The organism is Vibrio sp. 2132-1 (assembly GCF_033344315.1).
The window spans coordinates 195508-215007 of record NZ_JAWPON010000004.1 but is presented as its reverse complement, the minus strand read 5'-3'; the positions used below and the strand labels follow the sequence as shown (position 1 = coordinate 215007).

16 protein-coding genes are annotated in these 19500 nt (G+C 43.5%); 6 read left to right on the top strand and 10 right to left on the bottom strand.

From position 1 onward, the window contains the following. The first annotated feature begins 144 nt into the window (after positions 1-144). Positions 145-1347, top strand: coding sequence for an enoyl-ACP reductase FabV (gene fabV, locus R8N47_RS05960; RefSeq protein ID WP_005388648.1), 1203 nt, complete (start codon positions 145-147; stop codon positions 1345-1347). A 78-nt stretch (positions 1348-1425) separates the two neighbouring features. On the opposite strand, the gene R8N47_RS05955 is transcribed toward fabV, so the two are convergent. Continuing rightward, a complete protein-coding gene (locus tag R8N47_RS05955) occupies positions 1426-3108 on the bottom strand; it encodes an aspartate:alanine antiporter (protein ID WP_005378028.1) in 1683 nt (560 codons plus the stop codon). Positions 3109-3283: 175 nt separating this feature from the next. Continuing rightward, positions 3284-3550: a GrxA family glutaredoxin gene (locus R8N47_RS05950; protein WP_005378026.1), complete on the bottom strand. Its 267-nt coding sequence runs from the start codon at positions 3548-3550 to the stop codon at positions 3284-3286. Between the two features lie 377 nt (positions 3551-3927). On the opposite strand from R8N47_RS05950, the gene R8N47_RS05945 reads away from it, so the two are divergent. After that, positions 3928-5172 (top strand): iron-containing alcohol dehydrogenase, encoded by a 1245-nt coding sequence (locus R8N47_RS05945; RefSeq protein ID WP_064353823.1) that lies wholly within the window; start codon positions 3928-3930, stop codon positions 5170-5172. Between the two features lie 76 nt (positions 5173-5248). Here R8N47_RS05945 and R8N47_RS05940 read toward each other — a convergent pair whose 3' ends face one another. The 5 genes from R8N47_RS05940 to R8N47_RS05920 all read right to left on the bottom strand — a co-directional run bounded on the left by R8N47_RS05940 (position 5249) and on the right by R8N47_RS05920 (position 10966). Beyond that, positions 5249-6103, bottom strand: a complete 855-nt coding sequence (locus R8N47_RS05940) for a MurR/RpiR family transcriptional regulator (protein WP_005378021.1) — start codon at positions 6101-6103, stop codon at positions 5249-5251. Positions 6104-6414: 311 nt separating this feature from the next. Next, a complete protein-coding gene (panP, locus tag R8N47_RS05935; protein ID WP_005378019.1) occupies positions 6415-8061 on the bottom strand; it encodes a pyridoxal-dependent aspartate 1-decarboxylase PanP in 1647 nt (548 codons plus the stop codon). Positions 8062-8272: 211 nt separating this feature from the next. Further along, positions 8273-8785, bottom strand: a complete 513-nt coding sequence (locus tag R8N47_RS05930; protein WP_017634875.1) for a hypothetical protein — start codon at positions 8783-8785, stop codon at positions 8273-8275. A 208-nt stretch (positions 8786-8993) separates the two neighbouring features. Then, positions 8994-9899, bottom strand: a complete 906-nt coding sequence (locus R8N47_RS05925) for a lysine exporter LysO family protein (RefSeq protein ID WP_005378011.1) — start codon at positions 9897-9899, stop codon at positions 8994-8996. Between the two features lie 146 nt (positions 9900-10045). Then, positions 10046-10966: an HDOD domain-containing protein gene (locus R8N47_RS05920; protein ID WP_005378009.1), complete on the bottom strand. Its 921-nt coding sequence runs from the start codon at positions 10964-10966 to the stop codon at positions 10046-10048. A 369-nt stretch (positions 10967-11335) separates the two neighbouring features. Between R8N47_RS05920 and R8N47_RS05915 the strand changes: the two genes are divergently transcribed. Further along, the gene (locus R8N47_RS05915; RefSeq protein WP_005378007.1) at positions 11336-11923 is read left to right on the top strand and encodes a TfoX/Sxy family DNA transformation protein; all 588 of its coding nucleotides are present in this window, start codon (positions 11336-11338) and stop codon (positions 11921-11923) included. A 192-nt stretch (positions 11924-12115) separates the two neighbouring features. On the opposite strand, the gene R8N47_RS05910 is transcribed toward R8N47_RS05915, so the two are convergent. From R8N47_RS05910 to R8N47_RS05900, 3 genes are all read right to left on the bottom strand, one after another. Further along, positions 12116-12664 (bottom strand): hypothetical protein, encoded by a 549-nt coding sequence (locus R8N47_RS05910; protein ID WP_005378006.1) that lies wholly within the window; start codon positions 12662-12664, stop codon positions 12116-12118. Positions 12665-12955: 291 nt separating this feature from the next. Next, the gene (locus R8N47_RS05905) at positions 12956-13453 is read right to left on the bottom strand and encodes a response regulator (protein ID WP_017820839.1); all 498 of its coding nucleotides are present in this window, start codon (positions 13451-13453) and stop codon (positions 12956-12958) included. Continuing rightward, entirely contained in the window at positions 13450-15390 is a 1941-nt protein-coding gene (locus tag R8N47_RS05900; protein ID WP_064353841.1) for an ATP-binding protein, read from the bottom strand. The genes R8N47_RS05905 and R8N47_RS05900 overlap by 4 nt, the downstream gene beginning before the upstream one ends. Positions 15391-15576: 186 nt before the next feature. Between R8N47_RS05900 and R8N47_RS05895 the strand changes: the two genes are divergently transcribed. From R8N47_RS05895 to R8N47_RS05885, 3 genes are all read left to right on the top strand, one after another. Continuing rightward, positions 15577-16845 (top strand): DUF945 family protein, encoded by a 1269-nt coding sequence (locus R8N47_RS05895; RefSeq protein ID WP_005389614.1) that lies wholly within the window; start codon positions 15577-15579, stop codon positions 16843-16845. Positions 16846-16982: 137 nt separating this feature from the next. Further along, complete coding sequence (gene serC, locus R8N47_RS05890) at positions 16983-18077, top strand: 3-phosphoserine/phosphohydroxythreonine transaminase (RefSeq protein ID WP_064353824.1); 1095 nt, start codon at positions 16983-16985, stop codon at positions 18075-18077. Between the two features lie 83 nt (positions 18078-18160). After that, positions 18161-19492, top strand: a complete 1332-nt coding sequence (locus R8N47_RS05885; protein ID WP_064353825.1) for a D-serine ammonia-lyase — start codon at positions 18161-18163, stop codon at positions 19490-19492. The last annotated feature ends 8 nt before the right edge of the window (positions 19493-19500 follow it).

Here is a 19500-nt window from a genome sequence, read left to right as displayed (position 1 = left end):
ATGAGGTGCTTTTTTGTATTCTTGGGGAGTGGATGGTGGGATAGTGCTCCAACCACTTGCCTTTTAAGAGCATTTTTACAGAAATTAGATGCGAAATCCCAACGAAACTTTTATCCTAACAAGGTTTTTTAAAGGAAGTTGAATATGATCATCAAACCTAGAATTCGTGGATTTATCTGTACTACAACGCACCCTGTTGGTTGTGAAGCTAACGTAAAAGAACAAATTGCGTACACCAAAGCGCAAGGTCCAATCAAAAACGCACCTAAGCGTGTTCTTGTTGTTGGTGCATCAAGTGGCTACGGTCTATCTTCTCGTATCGCTGCGGCATTTGGTGGCGGTGCATCAACTATCGGTGTTTTCTTCGAAAAAGAAGGTACTGAGAAGAAACCAGGTACAGCAGGTTTTTACAATGCCGCTGCTTTTGAAAAGCTAGCGCGTGAAGAAGGTCTGTACGCAAAAAGCTTAAACGGCGACGCTTTCTCAAATGAAGCGAAACAGAAAACTATCGAGCTCATCAAAGAAGACTTAGGTCAAATCGATATGGTGGTTTACTCACTGGCATCTCCAGTACGTAAAATGCCAGAAACTGGTGAATTAGTTCGTTCATCTCTTAAACCTATCGGTGAAACTTACACATCAACGGCTGTTGATACCAACAAAGATGTGATCATCGAAGCTAGCGTTGAGCCTGCAACAGAAGAAGAAATCAAAGACACTGTCACTGTAATGGGCGGTGAAGATTGGGAACTTTGGATCAATGCGTTGTCTGATGCTGGTGTTCTTGCTGAAGGTTGTAAGACCGTCGCGTATAGCTACATTGGTACTGAGCTAACTTGGCCAATTTATTGGGATGGTGCACTAGGTAAAGCAAAAATGGACCTAGACCGTGCAGCGAAAGCGCTAAACGACAAGTTAGCAGCAACAGGTGGTAGTGCCAATGTTGCGGTACTTAAATCTGTTGTAACTCAGGCGAGTTCTGCAATTCCTGTTATGCCACTGTACATCGCAATGGTATTCAAGAAAATGCGCGAAGAAGGTGTACACGAAGGTTGTATGGAACAAATCTACCGTATGTTCAGCCAACGTCTATACAAAGAAGACGGTAGCGCGGCAGAAGTTGATGAGATGAACCGCCTACGTCTGGATGACTGGGAACTTCGTGACGACATTCAGCAGCACTGTCGTGAGCTATGGCCTCAAATTACGACTGAGAACCTAAAAGAGCTGACTGACTACGTTGAGTACAAAGAAGAGTTCTTGAAACTATTTGGTTTCGGCGTTGAAGGCGTAGATTACGAAGCGGATGTGAATCCAGCAGTTGAAGCAGACTTCATTCAAATCTAATCGAATCACAGACTAGATAACCAATAAACAAAAGGCGCTCATTGAGCGCCTTTTTGTATTTCATAGTCAAAGTGAGTATTAACTTAGTATTATCAGAATCGTACCAGCTAGCGTCATTAAAATATTCGCAATCGCATAGGTACCCGCATAACCAAGGGCTGGGATGGTGGACTTAGCGTAGTCGTTAACGACATCCATAGCCGGAGCGCAAGTACGGGCGCCAATAATGGCACCGAAGAGCAGGGCACGGTTCATCTTGAGTACGTGTGCGCCAACTAAGTAAGCCAGAACTACAGGCACAACACTGACAATAAATGCCAAACCAATGACTTTTGGTCCTACTTGCGTTAGGTGCTCGAACATCTTTCCACCTGCACTTAGACCAATTCCGACCATAAAGAACATTAACCCTAGATCTTTGACCATATTCAGCGCCCCTTGTGGGACATAACCGAAAGTAGGGTGATTTGCTCGTAAGAAACCAAGCGTAATACCGGACAACAGAAGACCCACCGCATTACCCAAACTGAAAGACACCTGACCGAACGTCATTGTGATGAGGCCAAACAGAATACCCAAAATAAAGAAGCTACAAAAAGCGAGCAAATCGGCCATTTGACTGTGGATCGAGATGAAACCGATTTTTTCCGCCAGTCCATGTACTCGGCTTTTCTCGCCGCTCACTTGAAGGACGTCCCCTTTAGCGAGCACAATGTCTAAGTCCATAGGCATTTCAATCTGAGCGCGAACTACGCGGTTTAAGAAACAGCCAAACTCAGACAAATTCAAATCCGATAAACGCTTACCAGCGATTGCGTCACTTTTTACGACGATTTCTTCTTCAACGATGCGTAAATCAAGCAAGTTACGGTCGAATACTTCTTTACCATTACGGAAGCTAGGGTCTAAGCGAGCATGGCTGTCAGGGAAGCCAACCAGTGCAATTTCATCTCCCTCTTGCAAGATAGCATCACCATCTGGGTGGGCGAGAATACCATTTCGGCGGATTCGTTCAATGTAACAGCCAGTTTGACGATAAATACCCAGTTCTCGCAAGTTTTTACCATCAGTCCAGTCAATTAGCTCTGGGCCCACTCGGTAAGCTCGAATAATGGGTAAATACACTTTTCTCTGGCTTGAATTTCCAAGGCCACGCTCTTGTGCGATTTGCTGCGCGGAATCAGAAAGGTTTTGTTTTTGCAGTTTTGGCAACAATTTAGCAAACATGATCATGCTAATTAAGCCGACCAGATAAGCCATCGCGTAGCCTACGGATAGATTTTCTAATACCAGAGAAAATTCCATATTCCGCGGTATAGTCGCAAGGCCAGAGTTAAGAGCATCTTGTGCACCAACCAGTACTGGCGTTGCGGTCAATGCGCCTGCCATCATACCGGCGGATAAGCCAAAATCGAGGCCGAAATAGTGACTCAAGCCATACGTTAAGCTGACCGCAGACACGAGAACAGTCATGCTTAAAATAAAATAATGCTTACCATCTCTGAAGAATATACCAAAAAAGTTTGGTCCAGCTTCAATGCCAACGCAGTAGATAAACAGCATAAAGCCAATGGTTAAAGCTTCTGCATTAAATGAGAAACCAAGGTGGCCCATTACCAAAGAGGTAATAAGAACGCCAATAGAGTTGCCTAATTGTAATTTGCCAAATCGAATTTTTCCGATGGCAAGGCCAATGGCTAATACGACGAAGATTAGAAGGATAGGGTTTTGCTCGAGAAGGTATACGACGTCTATGTTCACTGTGTGGCTCGGTAGAGTGTGTGCCAAAAAAGATTAAGAACTGTGAATTGTAACTAAATATAGCAAAAAGATAAGTGAATTTTTTTAGGTTTTACCATTAGTTGACTTAACGTAATAACCAGCTGAAAAATAATAAAAAAGCCGCATGAAGCGGCTTTTTTGAAAACAGTCTTTATTACTCGTCAAATAGACCTAGGTGCTCTTTCGCGTATGCTTCGAACTCGTCGCAGCCACCGATGTGCTCTTGGTCGATAAAGATCTGAGGAACGGTTTCAACTGGTTTACCAACTGTTTTCTCAAGATCTGCTTTAGAAATACCTTCAGCGTGAATATCAACGTAACGGTAGTTGAAGTCATCACGTTTTGCTTTTAGCGTTTCTGCGTGCTCTTTTGCACGAACACAGAAAGGACATGCAGGGCGACCAAAGATAACAACGAACATAATCTTATTTCTCCTAAATCTATTCTTTTTTGAAAGCGTACAAAACATAGCGGCTGAGTGCGCTTTCTTTTGTTGGAGTAACTATGCCCGATCCAGATACGGAAATAAAGCGGCAATTACCTCTTGGTTCTATAGGTGAAATCTATCGAATAAAAACTAAACGCACGTGCTTATTTTACGACTCTGAAGTATGTGAAGTGACACATAAAAAACATACATTCTAAAGGGTTAATGATGGCAAGGTGGAATTGGTCAATTTTTTTTGTTTAAAAAAATAGCAATCTATTTTGGCTATACGCAAATAACTTCAACTCTTACATAAGTGTTAAATCAGAGGGCGAGAGGTTATTTGGGTATATTCTTTTGGGAGGGTGTGTATGTTTCAGTTTATGACTGCAACAAGGATTATATTTGGTGAAGGTGCACTTCAATCTTCATTATCCGTTATTAACCAATTTGGCTACAGTGTTTTGCTGGTTACTGGGCAGGATACCCAACGAGCCGCCCCCATTATCCAATATCTTAAAGCTCAAAATATGCGTTACCAGCACGTAGCTATCGTTGGTGAACCATACATCACGATGGTAGAAGAGACCGCAGTGCTCGGTAGAAAATTCCAACCTGATATGGTAGTTGCGATAGGTGGTGGCAGCGTCATCGATATGGGCAAAGCCTTAGCTGCCATTATTCCCAATCAAGGCAATGTTTACGATTACGTAGAAGTGGTAGGAAGAAGCGTCCCTTTAAAAGCAAAGCCTCTTCATTTTATTGCAATTCCTACGACAGCAAGCACCGGTTCAGAAGTGACCAGAAATGCTGTGCTGAAATCTGGACAAGATAAAGTGAAAGTGAGTCTTCGAAGCCCTGATATGCTCGCAGACGTTGCCATTGTAGACCCGACACTTACTTACGGGACCGACCAATACACATCTGGACGTGGCGCAATGGATGCGTTCACTCATTTAATGGAAGCGTATGTGTGTGGTGAGCCAAACCCTCTTACTGATATGGTCTGCGAAGAGGGGCTACGCCGTTTAAGCCGTTCAGTGATTGCCGCTTGTAAGCAAGATAATCATAAGGCGCGCTCTGATTTATCGTTCGCTGCATTGCTTGGTGGTATGGCGATTACTAATGCCAAATTAGGTGCCGCTCATGGGTTAGCATCGGCGTTAGGAGGCAAGTTAGACGCCCCCCATAGCGTTATTACGGCTCGCCTAGCTCCGCACGTGATGCAGGAGAACATTAACGCCGCTAAACTCGCGGGTAGGAATGATGTGATAAGTCGTTATCGCAAGCTGGCCCAATTAGTCACTGAGCGAGTAAATGCTAACGAACACGATGGAATTCTTTGGGTAAATATGGTGCTAGATAAGTTAGCGTTACCGCTACTGGCTCAATTTGGAGTATGCGAAACCTCTTTTGAGCAAGTGGCGAACGATGCGCTTAAGTCAATGGCAATCAAAGGGAATCCTTTACCTCTTAATCAGGAACGTTTGATTTACATATTGCAGCAAGTCTGTGATTGTAGCGGAGAGTGTGTAGCAGAGAGTGCACAACATGTCAGTTCTGTTGAAGTACTGGAATCAAGAGCGGACTTATCGAGTGTCAACGACTTAGGGTGATTGCTCCCTTAGCAGCATTAAAACAAAAGGGGAGCCTTGAGTTCCCCTAGATAAAGTATTGACTAAGCTTTAGTGCTTAGTACTGGCTTAGTTTGTCATAGCGACTGTCTTTCAACGCATCTTTTACGCGTTTTAGGTTCTCACGGAAACCTGTACCACGGCGAAGAGTGAAGCCAGTTGCTAGCACATCAATCACTGTCATTTGTACAACTCGGCTTGCCATTGGCATGTAAACGTCGGTATCTTCTGGAATATCGAGCGTGATGGCCAGCGAGCTTGCCTTTTCTAGAGGAGAATCCTTCGCTGTAATAGCAATAACCGTTGCGCCATTTTCACGAGCAAGGTTCGCTATTTCTACCTGACTCTTTGTTCGACCGGTATGAGAAATAAGAACCACAACATCATTATCACTGCAGTTGATACAACTCATGCGCTGCATAACAATATCTTCAAAACAAGTAATTGGAATATTAAAGCGAATAAACTTGTTTTGTGCATCTCGGGCGACAGAAGATGATGCACCAAGGCCAAAGAATGAAATGCGCTTCGCTTGCGTTAGCAAATCGACCGCACGGTTCACTTGCATTGGATCTAGGCTATTTTTCGCGACATCTAAACACGCCATCGTCGATTCGAAAATCTTATGGGTGTACGCGTCTGGGCCATCGTCTTCTTCCACATTACGGTTAACGTAAGGGGTGCCGTTGGCTAGGCTCTGTGCCAAGTGAAGCTTAAAATCTGGAAAGCCCTTGGTGTCCAGACGACGACAGAAGCGGTTTACAGTGGGCTCACTAACGTCGGCCATTTTAGCCAGCGTTGCAATGCTTGAATGAATTGCAGTTTGTGGAGACGCCATAATTACTTCCGCAACTTTGCGCTCTGACTTACTGAAATTCTCCAGGTTTTTTTGAATTTTTTCTAATGTATTCATAGTGTTCACGAGGGTATAGAGAACAACTCGCTGGCTCTGCTAACGAAAGGAAACACGAAGATTCCGGAGTAGAGTGGGGCGTTAACGAAAACAACCAGCGCCATAGAATCAGTATAAACCTGATCTTCAATCAGTCTAAACCAATAACGGGTACTATTTAGTGAGAATTTGACAGGCCTCAAACAAAATGTTGTAAAAACTACAGAATTGGATGTGTAAACGAAGTTTTGTTGCGCTAGTCGCACGATAATGATGTTTGAGTTACATCAAAACGAAAAAAAATTTCAAATTGATGTAACTCGATCTGGCTGTTAAGACGATTGAATATCAACAACCAGCTGTTGAATCCTTTTCATCAAATTTGGTGCTTGCTTGGCGATTTCGCGTTGTTCATCAAGCACTGAGCTCAAAATTTCTTTTGTGGTCAGTGGATTTGCCAAAACCACTCTAAACACTATCGTATTCATGCGTTGCCATTGGTCTGGGTTCAGTCTTGTACGTGAAACGAACGATTTGCCCGTTTCGCGCTGACGCTTTTGAATAAACTGTGTTAACTCATTGATCAGCTCATTCAGTTGTTCTTTTTGTGAGCCTTCTGCTTGTGCTAATGCTTCACGGATGAATGGCGGCAAATAACGGTATGTGAGCAGACAAAGCTCTGGTTCAGAAACCAATTCGAAATCATCTTGCTGTTTGATTAAATCCGCAAAGTAGCGAGCTTTTTCAATGCTTTGGTCAATAAGAAGCTCATAACCTGGGCGACTTATGATGTGCATTGCGGCGTAGACTAACATCGCCATACCCGAACGTGAACCTTCTAATGTATGGCTGCCTAGGTCTTTTGAACCTTTTCGCAATATATATTGAGCGTGATGCTCTATGGATTTCATTGCGTCAGGGTCTTTGAACAGAACCATACCAGCGCCCATCGGGATGTAGAGCTGCTTGTGCGCATCAATAGTTACTGAGTCTGCCATTTCCACACCCTTAAGAAGGTGACGGTGATGGTTAGACATAAGTGTTGCGCCACCCCATGCGGCATCCACATGGAAGTGACAGCCGTGAGCTTGGCAGACTTCAGCGATTTCAGGCAATGGATCAACATTACCTGTCTCTGTTGTGCCAGCCACACCAATAACAGCAATAGGCTTGATGTTTTGTTTTTCGAGCTCAACAATTTTCGCTTTCAGGTCGTTGACAATAATACGGTTGTTGGCATCGGTTTTAACCGCAACCAAGCCCTCTTGGCCTAGCCCTAATACATCGGCTGCTTTCTTAAGGGAGTAGTGACCACGCTCAGACACTAGCACCGCTAAGCCATCATAGCCATAGTGCTTCATGGCTTTAAAAAGGCCTTCCTTTTCCACGCCTTTAAATGAGCCATTGGCTCTTAACGCTTTGTTACGTGCTACCCAAAGCGCAGTGATATTGGCAATGGTGCCGCCGGAACAAAATGCGCCTAATGAGTGGTTTGCACTGTGCATCCACTGATTGTAAAACGTATCATTCTGACCATATATCAAGCGATGCAGCATACCCAAAACTTGACGCTCAAGTGGTGTAAAGGCTTTGGAAGTCTCTATTTTTACCAGGTTTTGGTTTAAGGCGATCATGATCTTTGACAGTGGCATCAAGAAATAAGGCAGTGCCGATGTCATATGACCAATGAAGCTTGGTGAAGATGTGTGAACTGAGTGCGACACCAAAGTGTCGAGTAAGTGCTCTGTATGATCTGACACGAACTCTGGCTGCTCAGGAATCTGAGCAGAAGAAAAGTCTTTTTCGATTTCGCGTAAAGGCTTTTCTTCTGCCACGATGTGTTCACGAAGAAATTGATTTAGATTTCGCGAGAGGCTCTCGTCAATTTTAGTTAACGTTGAGTCCGGACCTTCTGGGACAGTGAAGATCTTTAGCAAGCTCTCAAAGCTAACATCAGCGGTTTTTTGTTCCTTAACCATAGCAAAGAATCTTTGTAGTTATTTTGGTAATGCGAGCGGCACAATCTAAACTAAAACGGGCGCAAAGTCCCGTTTTAATTGTTGAAACCCAAGTTGTAGAAATGAAAATTTTAGGTGAAGGTTACGATATTCACATTAAAAAATTCTAGATTGAGTACGTTAAAACATTCTAGTGTTTTCGAATGCTAATCAACGACTAATGCGAGCAATCTTAGTCACATTTCTGCTTTTCAATCTTTTCTATTGACTGATTGTACTTATTAAGTGCGGTATCAATTTGTTGGGGATGACTAAGCAGATCAGCGAATGCTGAACGAAGCTCGTAGTTTTTTGGGTGGTTAGTTGATTGACGGTCGCTAAATGTCTGTTTTGCAACTTCACCTAACTTATCGCTTCGGGTCGCTAACTGCTTAACGTCATGTTGCTCTAGTTTTAACCATGCTTCGATTGGCTGTTCCGTCGCAACGCGGCTAGGGTCGTTCTCTAGAAAGTAGTGAACCGCTTCGCGGTTTAATTCAAAGTGATGTTTACGTCCATCCAAGAACCATTGACTAACTTCTTTCAGATCTGGATATTGGGTAACCGTCAAATCAACAAGATCTTGATACCACTGTAGTGAGGCATCGACGTAGCCATCGTATTTGCTAGCAAGACATTGTTGATCTGCGGCAAGCGTAAAAGTTGAGCTTGTAGCGAGGAGCGCTGCAACGACAAAGCGTTTCATTCTTCTTCCTTCTGGTTGTTATCCCTTTATTAACGCAATGCACATCAGTTGATGTTTCTCCCTTCTTTCTATTTGGTCGTGACAAATCGTTGGGCTGAATGACGAAAAGAAAGAGGGGTCTTGCCAAAAAACATTGACCACTTTGACGTTAACTGGGTATTTAAATTTTTGCCGTATTGTAATGGATGTTAAAGCGAAAACCTGAGATCTAGCTAGCAAGTGATACAAAGAAAAGCATCATAACTGGTACCAATAAACTCAAAATAAAGCCGCTAACGATAGCAACAGGAACACAACGCACACCACCGGTAGTTTGAATAACGGGTAGGGTGAAGTCCATTGCTGTTGCACCGGCATAACCAATTGCGGTGCACGGATAGCTACGAATAAAGAGAGGAATGGCAACCAGTGCGACTAACTCTCTCATCAATTCAATCAAGAACGACGCGCCACCAAATACCGGACCAAAAGCGTCACCCATTAAAATACCTGCGAGTGAATACCAGCCAAAACCTGAAGCCATTGCGAGTGCTTGATAAAGAGGAAGATCCAAAAGCACCGCTGCAAGAACGCCACCAAGCATACATGTTGCGATGACAACAGCCGCAATGGCCATTCCTTGTTTATTTAATAGGATTTGACGCAGAGTAAGTCCACTATTGCGCAGCTGAATACCAATAAAAAATAGAAGTAGAAAGAGTATCCATTCGCTTGCTGTATCTACCCAACTCAAATCAATGGGTAACAGCAGGCCAACCACTAACCCTCCGCCAACGACCACGATAAGCTTAACTGACTCTAAAGCCATCGAAGATAACGGTAGCTTCTTTTGATTCTGATTGGTCTGGAGTGGAATAATTTTATCAATAATAGGCAGAGCCAACAGGTTGCAGGCACTTAGACACAAAAAAAACGTACTCGCATAGAGGAGAATACTTTGTAAGTTGCTGCTTAAATTATCGAGCGCCGCCAAACTAAGACCCATCAACGACAAAATGACGTAAATAAGGTAGGACGTTGACTGATTGATCTTCTCCAATAACGAAGATCGAGATATAGGAATTAGATACCCCACCACAAGCGGAGCGAAAATAAATAGCATCCCTGAGAACATAAAGCTCAATGATTCCTTTTTGAGATAACATCAACACGCATAAATCAAATTATCTATCGGTTGAAATTAGAGACATTTCACCACACACAGCTCAGCCTTGAGCGAATCGTTTTATCGCGGATAAGGTATTATCAGAAAGCGATAAATTACAAACCGCTAGCATTGAGTACAGCACGGATTTGATCATTGAAGTCAGTATCACTCATGTTACTAAGTTCATACAAGACTTCTGCACCAGTTAAGTTGAATTCAACTTCATGTTCGTCAATGCGTTCATCGTGATTGCGGAACATCAATAAATGATGCGCAATTCTAGCGATGTCGAGATAACTCACTTCTGGTCGCGTTAACTCGTATTTTTCGTTTGAGGATACTTCTCTGAAGTCGTTGTCAAACCCCCAACGCTCAAGTACCAGTTTACTTGTGGCAGAACAACGTGTTTGGAAGATCTGCAATGCAATATCTGGGTCTAAGTAATTGCCCCTATCTAAGTACAAGTGGTACTCATTAATTAGGCAAAATAACCCAATATCGGCTAATAGACCGACCAATAACGCCTTTTCTTGCTCTAGATGACCATAAGTGCCTGGCTCGTGGCTACGAAACGATTGAACCAACATCACCATGACGGCACCGAGCTCACGCGATATCGCTGCACTCTTCACCAAGATGGCATTGCATTCTTTAGTGAGATTAACTGAGTGTTTAAGTTGCTCGATCGCTTGTGCGGTAACAATATCACGTACACGAAGTATTCCGAGACGAGATACCGCTGTAGTTAAGTCGTTGCAGGTGATATTTCTGCGATTGAAAATCACAGAGTTAGCGACTCGTAAAACGACCGCTGCTAATCCGGGATCTTCCAATAAACAGTTCGCAACATCGGCAATCGTGGTGTGTTCTTCGACACATAACTGCTGAATTTTAAGCACGACATCAGGAATAGGAGGTAACGAAATCTTACCCGTGGCGATGGACTGTTCTACCAGCTGAGCAAACTCGGATTCCAGTGCGTTTATAAGCTTATCTTTATTATTTGGCAGCCAAAAAAATGATAAATGTTCCATTGTGACGCTGTACTTGAGATCTTTCGTACAGTGTACCCTTACAGCGTATTCTTTATCAATTAAATGCGTATTATGTGCCCGTAATTGCCAGCGAGATCATAATGATGGCGCGTTTTAGGCATGCTATGCGTCAAAAAAATATCACCACACGAACAATAAATGTGAAACTAATCACGTATGCAGAATTTATACTTTTTTATATGTGACCTATGTCCTAACTTATTTTTCAACGTTAAGTATGATTAAGCAAGTTGGTGAGCACAACTCACAAAAATATCGCCAACAAATCGACATTTATAATTCGCTATAAGCTGCTGTTTATCTGGTGACATCGCTAATCGGGGTAATTTATTCAGATTAAAGAGGTCAATGGACATGACAGACCAAGCTTTTTTTAAATATGTACGCACCTTCAGTGAGTACCAAAAACGTTCTATGTTCGGTGGTATTGGTTTATTCACCGATGATGCTATGTTTGCGCTTGTCAGCAATGATTGCTGCTACTTACGTGGTGGTAATGGGCTAGATGAAGTGTTTACTCAACTGAGCTGTGAGAAGTATAAGCACGTCAAAAAACAGACGACGGCAACCGTAAATTATTATGATGTAACCGATTTATTCGAATCCGGATATGTAGGGCTTGATGAACTGGTACAGAAATCAATTGAATACTCAATTAAGGAACGGAAATATCAAAAGTCCTCTGCCAGTAGACGCTTAAGAGACTTACCCAACATGCAACTAACCCTTGAACGTATGGTCAAGAAAGCCGGTGTTGATGACGTAGAAACCTTTTTAGAACTTGGACCTGTAAAAGTCTTCAACAAAGTTAAAACGGCTTACGGTAATGATGTTGATGTAAAGCTACTGTGGAAATTTGCTGGTGCAACTGATGGCGTACATTGGAAACTGATCCAAGAGCCGCGTAAAAAACAGTTATTGGCACTGTGTGACTAAGCGAAGCTGATCGCACAATGATTGACTCGTTTCGATGGAGTTAGCGGGTCGTAAAGGCAAGTGTGAAAAGCGGAAAAAGGACGTTGAAGTTTTTTACCACTTCATTGAGTTAGTCATTAAATTAGACAAAAAACCGAGGCAGAGACCTCGGTTTTTGTTTTTTTAATTTGCTCTTTTCTTACAGCACAAATCTTAAAACTTAAAACGCGTAGTAAACATTACCTGATCACCGTAAAAATCGTTGATACGTGCTTCAGCACCCAAAGAGAAAAGCTCTGTTGAGTGGAATCGAGCGTAGGCAGAGCCAGTCCAATCGTCATCGTTATCGATAGAAACGTAGCCGACTTTGCCGCCTACTTCTAATTGAGGGCCCAACCATTGGCGAACACCTAAGTTCAGCTCCATACCAACATCTGTGCTGCTCTCGTTCGAAGGTTGCACAACGCGCATTAGCATTTCACCAGTAAGATCTGCCCAGTTGTTTAGCGGAGAATGGAAGCCAAAGCCTGCAGCTGAGTCAAAATCACTTTCAAACTCAGAGTCAATACGAGCAATAACATGCGCGTTCGGGTGAATTGATTTGCTGAATCCAGCACCAAATGTCACAGGACTTGCGCCAATACGTGCTTCGAAATAGTCGTAGCTAAAGTTGCTCATAGTTGCTGGCGCATTGCGATCGTTTGCAGCTAGGGCATGGCTTGATGCCACTAGTAAGGCAGCGGCTAATAGTGTTTTACGCATAACTAACGATAAACCTTGTTCATTATTTCCATGGATTCAAGCAACCACTTGAACCGTAATCTGATTTGTCCGACATCATAATAAAAAGGAAGGTCCACGACCAACAAAAATGTGTCGATGTTTTGTCAATTAACTTAATAGTTCCTTGGTTTAAGCAAAAACTACGCCATATACGTAGTGTCCGAGGATTTCACTCGGACAAGTAACGATGTTTTTCTAACCTCGTTCTACTATGCGAGGTAAGGTGGTTCAATGACCATCGTTGAGTTCAAGTTAGAACTAAACACTTTATTACTCGCCAAAGCTTGCTCTTCTATCTGCCATGGCGTTGAGGATTGCCTCAGAATCAAGGATTTGAGTCCAGGATAGCAGGTTATCATCATTCTCAATCACAAACGCGGTAAGCTGAGACACGATTGCCTTTCTCAACGCTTCGCCTTTCCAAGGTTTGGCAATGTAATAATCGAGACTCGCGTTATTTACGGCTTCTACGGTGTCTTCCAAACCGGCTTGTCCTGTGAGTAAAACTTTGCGCGCTGCTTTTGTGTCACCATTTTGACTGAGTTCGATTAAGAAGCTGATCCCAGTTTGTTCCGGCATAATGTGGTCACATAAAATGAGAGCAAGCTGAACTTCTTCTTCCGCCATCTCCTCAATCACTTGCCGAGCTTCAGTCACTGATTCCGCTCCTTCGACAACAAAGTTCTCCTCGAAGGGAGCAAGATCTTGGAGCACGCTATCCAAGACTTCTCGTTCGTCATCGACACATAAAATTAGATACTTGGTCATGTTTCATCTCCTTCTTCGATGACTGGTAACCAGACGGTCATTCTTGTGAACTGGCCGATCTCTGATTCGACGTCAATCCACCCTCTGTGTGCTGTTACGATTTGCTGGCAGATGGACAGCCCGATGCCTAAGCCAAAGTTACCTTCTTTTTTTGTGGTGAAGTTCAGCTCGAAAATGGCGTCTCTTTGCGATTCAGGAATGCCACATCCATTATCTTCAAATGAGATAACGGCATAATGTGTGTGCTCTTTTTCTACAAGGCGTGTTTGTATGTTTAACACACCTTTCTCTGGAAATGCGTCAATGGCGTTAGAGACCAAGTTCGTCCACACCTGTTGGAGTGCGATCGGTTGACAAAGGATGGAAGGCAAGTTTGCATAGTCGGTTGAAACTTGGTGCATTTTTAATTTGTTCTCGAAAATCACCAAGGTGTCTTCAATACCCTCATGAATATCGGCATAGTGCAGGGTTTCATCATCTGACCGAGCATATCCTTTCAGGCTTTTTACCATATCAGCAATTCGTGCTGCACAGACATTAATTGAGCGAAGTGTAGAACCTGCTTTGTGGTATTGCTCTAGTGTATTGAGAGCATGATAAGACGCTTGCTGCTTTCTCATTAGTTGGGTAAGTAGCTCTTGATCGGACTCTAATCCAAGGCTCACCACTTTTTTTGCCAATGCTCGGTCTGGAAAAGTATGGCTAAGCGCTTTTACGCGTGATCTGAGCTCGGCGGTTGAAGCGGGTTTTGAGGTTTGCGCTTTGCTCAGTAATTCAATGCCTTTGGTTTGTATATCGGAACTTGGCGCATCGTTAAGTAATCGTTCTAGCGTATGCGTTAAATTCTCTACGCCCCTCAATATCGCGGCTACTGGATTGTTTAGTTCGTGGGCCACTCCTGCAACCAATTGACCAAGCATCGCCATTTTTTCTCTTTCAATGAGCTGCTGGTGGGCTGATTCTAAAGATTCGAGCGTTTTTTGAAGTTGCAGTTTGGTGTTGATGCTTCTTTGCAATCGGCGGTTGAAGTGGCGTAAAAGCAAGTTTGTAAAAAGAGGCAGTAAGTTTGAGTCGCTTTGCATCACTTTATTGAATACGTTGCGATCGAGTTTGATAACTTCTGTTTTGGTTAGTGTTAGAGCTGTCGAGAAAGAACATTCCCCAGTAACAAACGACATGCCTCCGACAATATTCCCTTTGTTATGGCGTACAACCTCTCGCTGCATGCCTTGTTCATCGCGCTTGTACAGAGCCACTTCACCTTCGGTGATAAACCACAAAAAGCTATTTGGCTCGCCTTCCACGGTTAATAAGTGTTCAGGTGAGTATGTACGGCACGCTCTTGTTTCGTCATTATCTTTGAAAAATTGCTGGAGAGCGGAGATCACTTGCTCGGCTAACTCGGTATCAGACATCGAGTGGTAGTCGTGTAAGAATCCGGCTTGATAATGGCTCATCTGGTTATTGATGTGCGCTCGCAACAAGCTGTGATGATCCAATATCTGACTGTAACTTAGCAGGTCTTCTTTGCCATTTCGCAAGATAAATTGGGTCAGCTCTTTTTGCACTGTGTTAAATAAGACGTGATCTGGCAAAGGTTTAGTGAGGCAGTGGTCGAGCCTGCCCTCATTAACGGCAGTGAGAATTGCCTCTATATCAGACGAGCAGCTAATAAGAATTTTTCTTGCTTGCTCGGTATGTGGCATCCGGTCTAAACCAATAAGAAAATCCACGCCGTTAAAATGAGCGTGATGGCTCGCTATAACTAAAGCAACAGTCTGTTCTCTTTCTTCTAGATACTCTAAAGCGCTTTGAGCCTCTTCTATCGATTCGACAGAAAAAATATCAAACTTACTTGAGAAGGCAGACAGCTCCAATCGAAACTGTTCAGCACTGATTGGGTTGTTGTCGAGACACAACACAGCATAACGATTCACAGATGTTTTAGCTCCGGTTAAAACTTCGCCACGCAAACTTTAACAATAAAAGGACATGATGAGTGGGAGCCAAGTATGATTCCTGATTAATGGACTAGAATAAGCATCAATAGTCTGATTTGTCTCAATGTTTTCTCCGCAGGTGGTTTGGGGTAGACTGACCGAAAATATCTAATAAGTGACGTTATGCAAAATCTTAAAAAAATCGGCGCCATTGGTGGTGCTATCTCATTAGCACTGTGTTGGCCATTGGCTGTCGGACAAATTGGTCAGTCCATCATTGAAGATGGTATTACCAATATGAATGATGAAATGATTAAAGGCGAAGTGGTCGAGTATCAGCGTGGCTATTTGTCTTCAGTCGTGCTGACTCGTTATTCAGTTGTTGATCCTGAGCTTAAAACGCAGTTAGAGCGTGATGGTATGCCAACGACGTTTGACGTAACCAGTGATGTTAGCCACGGTCTAACAAGCCTAACAGCAGATTCAAAATTGGTGGACAATGACTTTTTGCCTCTCACGATGCATAGCCAGACTCAACTAAATGGCAATACAGCATTTATCCTCGACCTAGACAGTTGGCATTATCGTAACGAAGCGCAAGGTGTTTCTGTTTCTACAAGCCCTGCAAAAGTAACAGGTGATGTGACGGTATTGGGTGATCTCAATTACCAAGTTTCCGTTCCTTCTGTTCAAGTGGATTTTGAAAACGGTGAAGAGCTTCATCTGAATGCATTGACAGGGCAAGGTAAAGGAAAGCAAGCAAAAGGCTATTGGCTGGGTGAGCAATCTTTTTCTCTAGAGAAGCTGGATGTGGTTGATGCGAACTTGACGCCTGTCTTTTTGATTGAAAATGCGAGCTACCGTGGTAACACTACGATGAGTGAGTCTGGTGATAAGCTGAACAGTCAATTAAACCTAGATGCTAAGAAACTACGTTTAACTGATGGGACGGATGTCGATAACTTTAAGTTGGATTTCTCAATTGCAGATGTGGATAGCCAGTCTTTTGATCAAATTATGTCTATCTATCAAAGCTCTCCTATGCTAGATGAGCAGGAAATTGCGAATTTATTGCCGCATGTCGATACGCTGTTTAGCAAAGGTTTTGATTTATCCGTGAACGAGCTTTCACTCGCGTTCGGTGACGGCAAGTTCCACAACGAGTGGCAACTATCCATCCCTGAAGGTACTGAGCATATTACTCAAGATCCAATGAAGTTGGTGACGGCCACTACTGGTGAACTTAGCACTTACTTCTCTGATGAATTAGTAACGCATTACCCATTTATTCAAGAAGGGATTGATGAGCTCCTTATTATGGAGTTGATCGAAAAAGTAGAGGGCGGTTATCAATTAAAAGCAGAAATTGGTGAAGGCAAATTGAAGTTCGAAAATGGGCATGAGTTCCCATTGGTGGCTCTACTTATGCCTGCTTTGATGCAACAACAGTAATTCGTGTTGTTGCGAATTTGTTCCAATTCAACGCTTAGTCTTTAAAAAGAGGTCGTAAGACCTCTTTTCTTGTTTTTATCACTGCGAAAACGTGATATTAATTTCTTAATATTTACATAGCAGGAGCAATGAGCATCATGGAACAAAATACGGACAACGTATTTAACTTCAGTGCAGGGCCAGCAGGTCTGCCTAAAGCAGTTATGCAGCAAGCACAAAAGGAACTAATCGATTGGCAAGGTCTTGGCACTTCGGTCATGGAAATCAGCCACCGAAGCAAAGAGTTCATCAAAGTTGCAGAAGAAGCCGAGCAGGATTTACGTGATCTTCTGAATATTCCGGACAACTATAAAGTGCTGTTCTGCCAAGGTGGTGCTCGTGCTCAGTTTGCTGCTGTTCCTCTAAACTTACTTGGTGATGCCGATACGGCAACTTACATCGATGGTGGTTATTGGGCTGGAAGCGCGGTAGCTGAAGCGAAAAAATACTGCGAACCAGACGTGTTTGATGCAAAAACAGAAATCAACGGGAAAGTCGCGGTTCTACCTGCAAGTGAATGGAAAATTGCTCCAGAAGCGGCTTACGTTCACTTCTGTCCAAATGAGACCATTGATGGTATTGAGATTAACGATCTTCCTATCACCGACAAACCGATTGTTGCTGACATGTCTTCGACAATTCTTTCTCGTGAAATCGATGTGTCTAAATACGGTGTGATTTACGCGGGCGCTCAGAAAAATATTGGTCCTTCCGGCATTGCTATTGCTATCGTGCGCGATGATTTATTAGGTATGGCGAAGCAGGTACTACCAAGTATCTTGGATTACACTGTTTTGGCAGAAAAAGAATCAATGTTCAACACGCCACCAACCTTTGCATGGTACCTGTCTGGTCTTGTTTTCAAATGGCTGAAGGCACAGGGTGGAGTAAAAGCGATTGAGCAAGTGAACCGCGCTAAAGCCGCGCTACTGTATGATTACATCGATCAGTCTGATTTCTACCGTAATGGCGTGCACTCAGCAAACCGTTCTTTGATGAACGTGCCATTTCAACTTGCTAAGCCTGAACTGGATGCAACCTTCCTTGAGCTAGCAGACTCTAAAGGGTTGAAAGCGCTAAAAGGTCACCGAGCCGTTGGTGGTATGCGAGCATCTATTTATAACGCCATGCCGCTAGAAGGTGTTCAAGCGTTAGTAGACTTCATGCAAGAGTTTGAGAAAAACTACGCGTAAGCTCAAACTGATAGTTGTTCTCCAAAGCGTCGCTATTGCGGCGCTTTTGTTTATCTCAACTCACATCATTCCAGGAAGGTAAAATGACCAAGGCAAATATTGAAGCGCTGACTAAGCAGTTCCCACTCTTGGCAGCACTTATTGATCTTGAAGAGGTTTGTTGGTTTAACCCCCATATCACTTCCTTGGAGGAAGGCTTACCTCATGTCGGGTTAGATGAAAAAGATATTCAAGCGGCGAGTGAACGGCTAGCACGATTTGCGCCTTATTTGATGAAAGCGTTTCCCGAAACGGAAACGTCGCGTGGCGTTATTGAGTCCGCAGTGGTGGATATTCCCAATATGAAAGTGCGTTTGGAGCAGCAATACGACACACCAATATTGGGCCATTTAATGCTCAAAAAAGACAGTCATTTGCCAATTTCTGGTTCGATCAAAGCGAGAGGTGGTATTTATGAAGTGCTCACTCATGCAGAAAAGTTGGCGTTTGAAGCCGGCTTGCTCTGTGAAAGCGATGATTACAGCAAATTGTTCAGCAATGAGTTTCGGCAGTTTTTTAAGCAGTACAGTATTGCAGTTGGCTCAACCGGCAATCTTGGTATGTCCATCGGTATCATGAGTGCGAAGCTGGGTTTTTCAGTTTCAGTCCACATGTCTGCGGATGCGCGGGAATGGAAGAAAAATAAGCTCCGGTCACATGGTGTTAATGTCGTAGAGCACCAAGAAGATTATGGTATTGCTGTCGCGCAAGGTCGTAAAGAGGCAGAAAAAGATCCCAACTGTTTCTTTATCGATGATGAAAACTCACGGACGCTGTTTCTAGGTTACTCTGTTGCGGGTGAGCGTCTTAAGCAGCAGTTTGATGACTTGGGAATCGTGGTTGATGAGCATCATCCATTGTTTGTTTATCTTCCTTGTGGTGTTGGCGGCGGGCCTGGTGGCGTGGCATTTGGCTTGAAGGTAGCGTTTGGCGAGCATGTCCATTGTATTTTCGCGGAGCCAACGCACTCCCCGTGCATGCTGTTGGGCGTACATACAGGCTTGCATGACGATATTTCGGTACAAGATTTGGGTATCGATAACATCACCGCCGCTGATGGCTTGGCAGTCGGGCGTGCTTCGGGATTTGTCGGAAGAGCGATGGAAAGGCTACTTGATGGTTTTTACACCATTGATGACGCTCGTATGTATCACCACTTGGGTGAGTTAAGTGAACTGGAAGGTATTAATCTAGAGCCTTCTGCATTAGCCGGTATGATTGGGGCAGTGCACGTCTCGAATAACCATGCTTATCAGTCTCAAATGAAATTTGACGAAGAAAAACTCAAAAACGCAACACATCTTGTTTGGGCAACTGGTGGGGGCATGGTTCCGGAAGATGAAATGGCGGCTTATCTCAAAAAATCTGGTCGGTAAATCAGCAC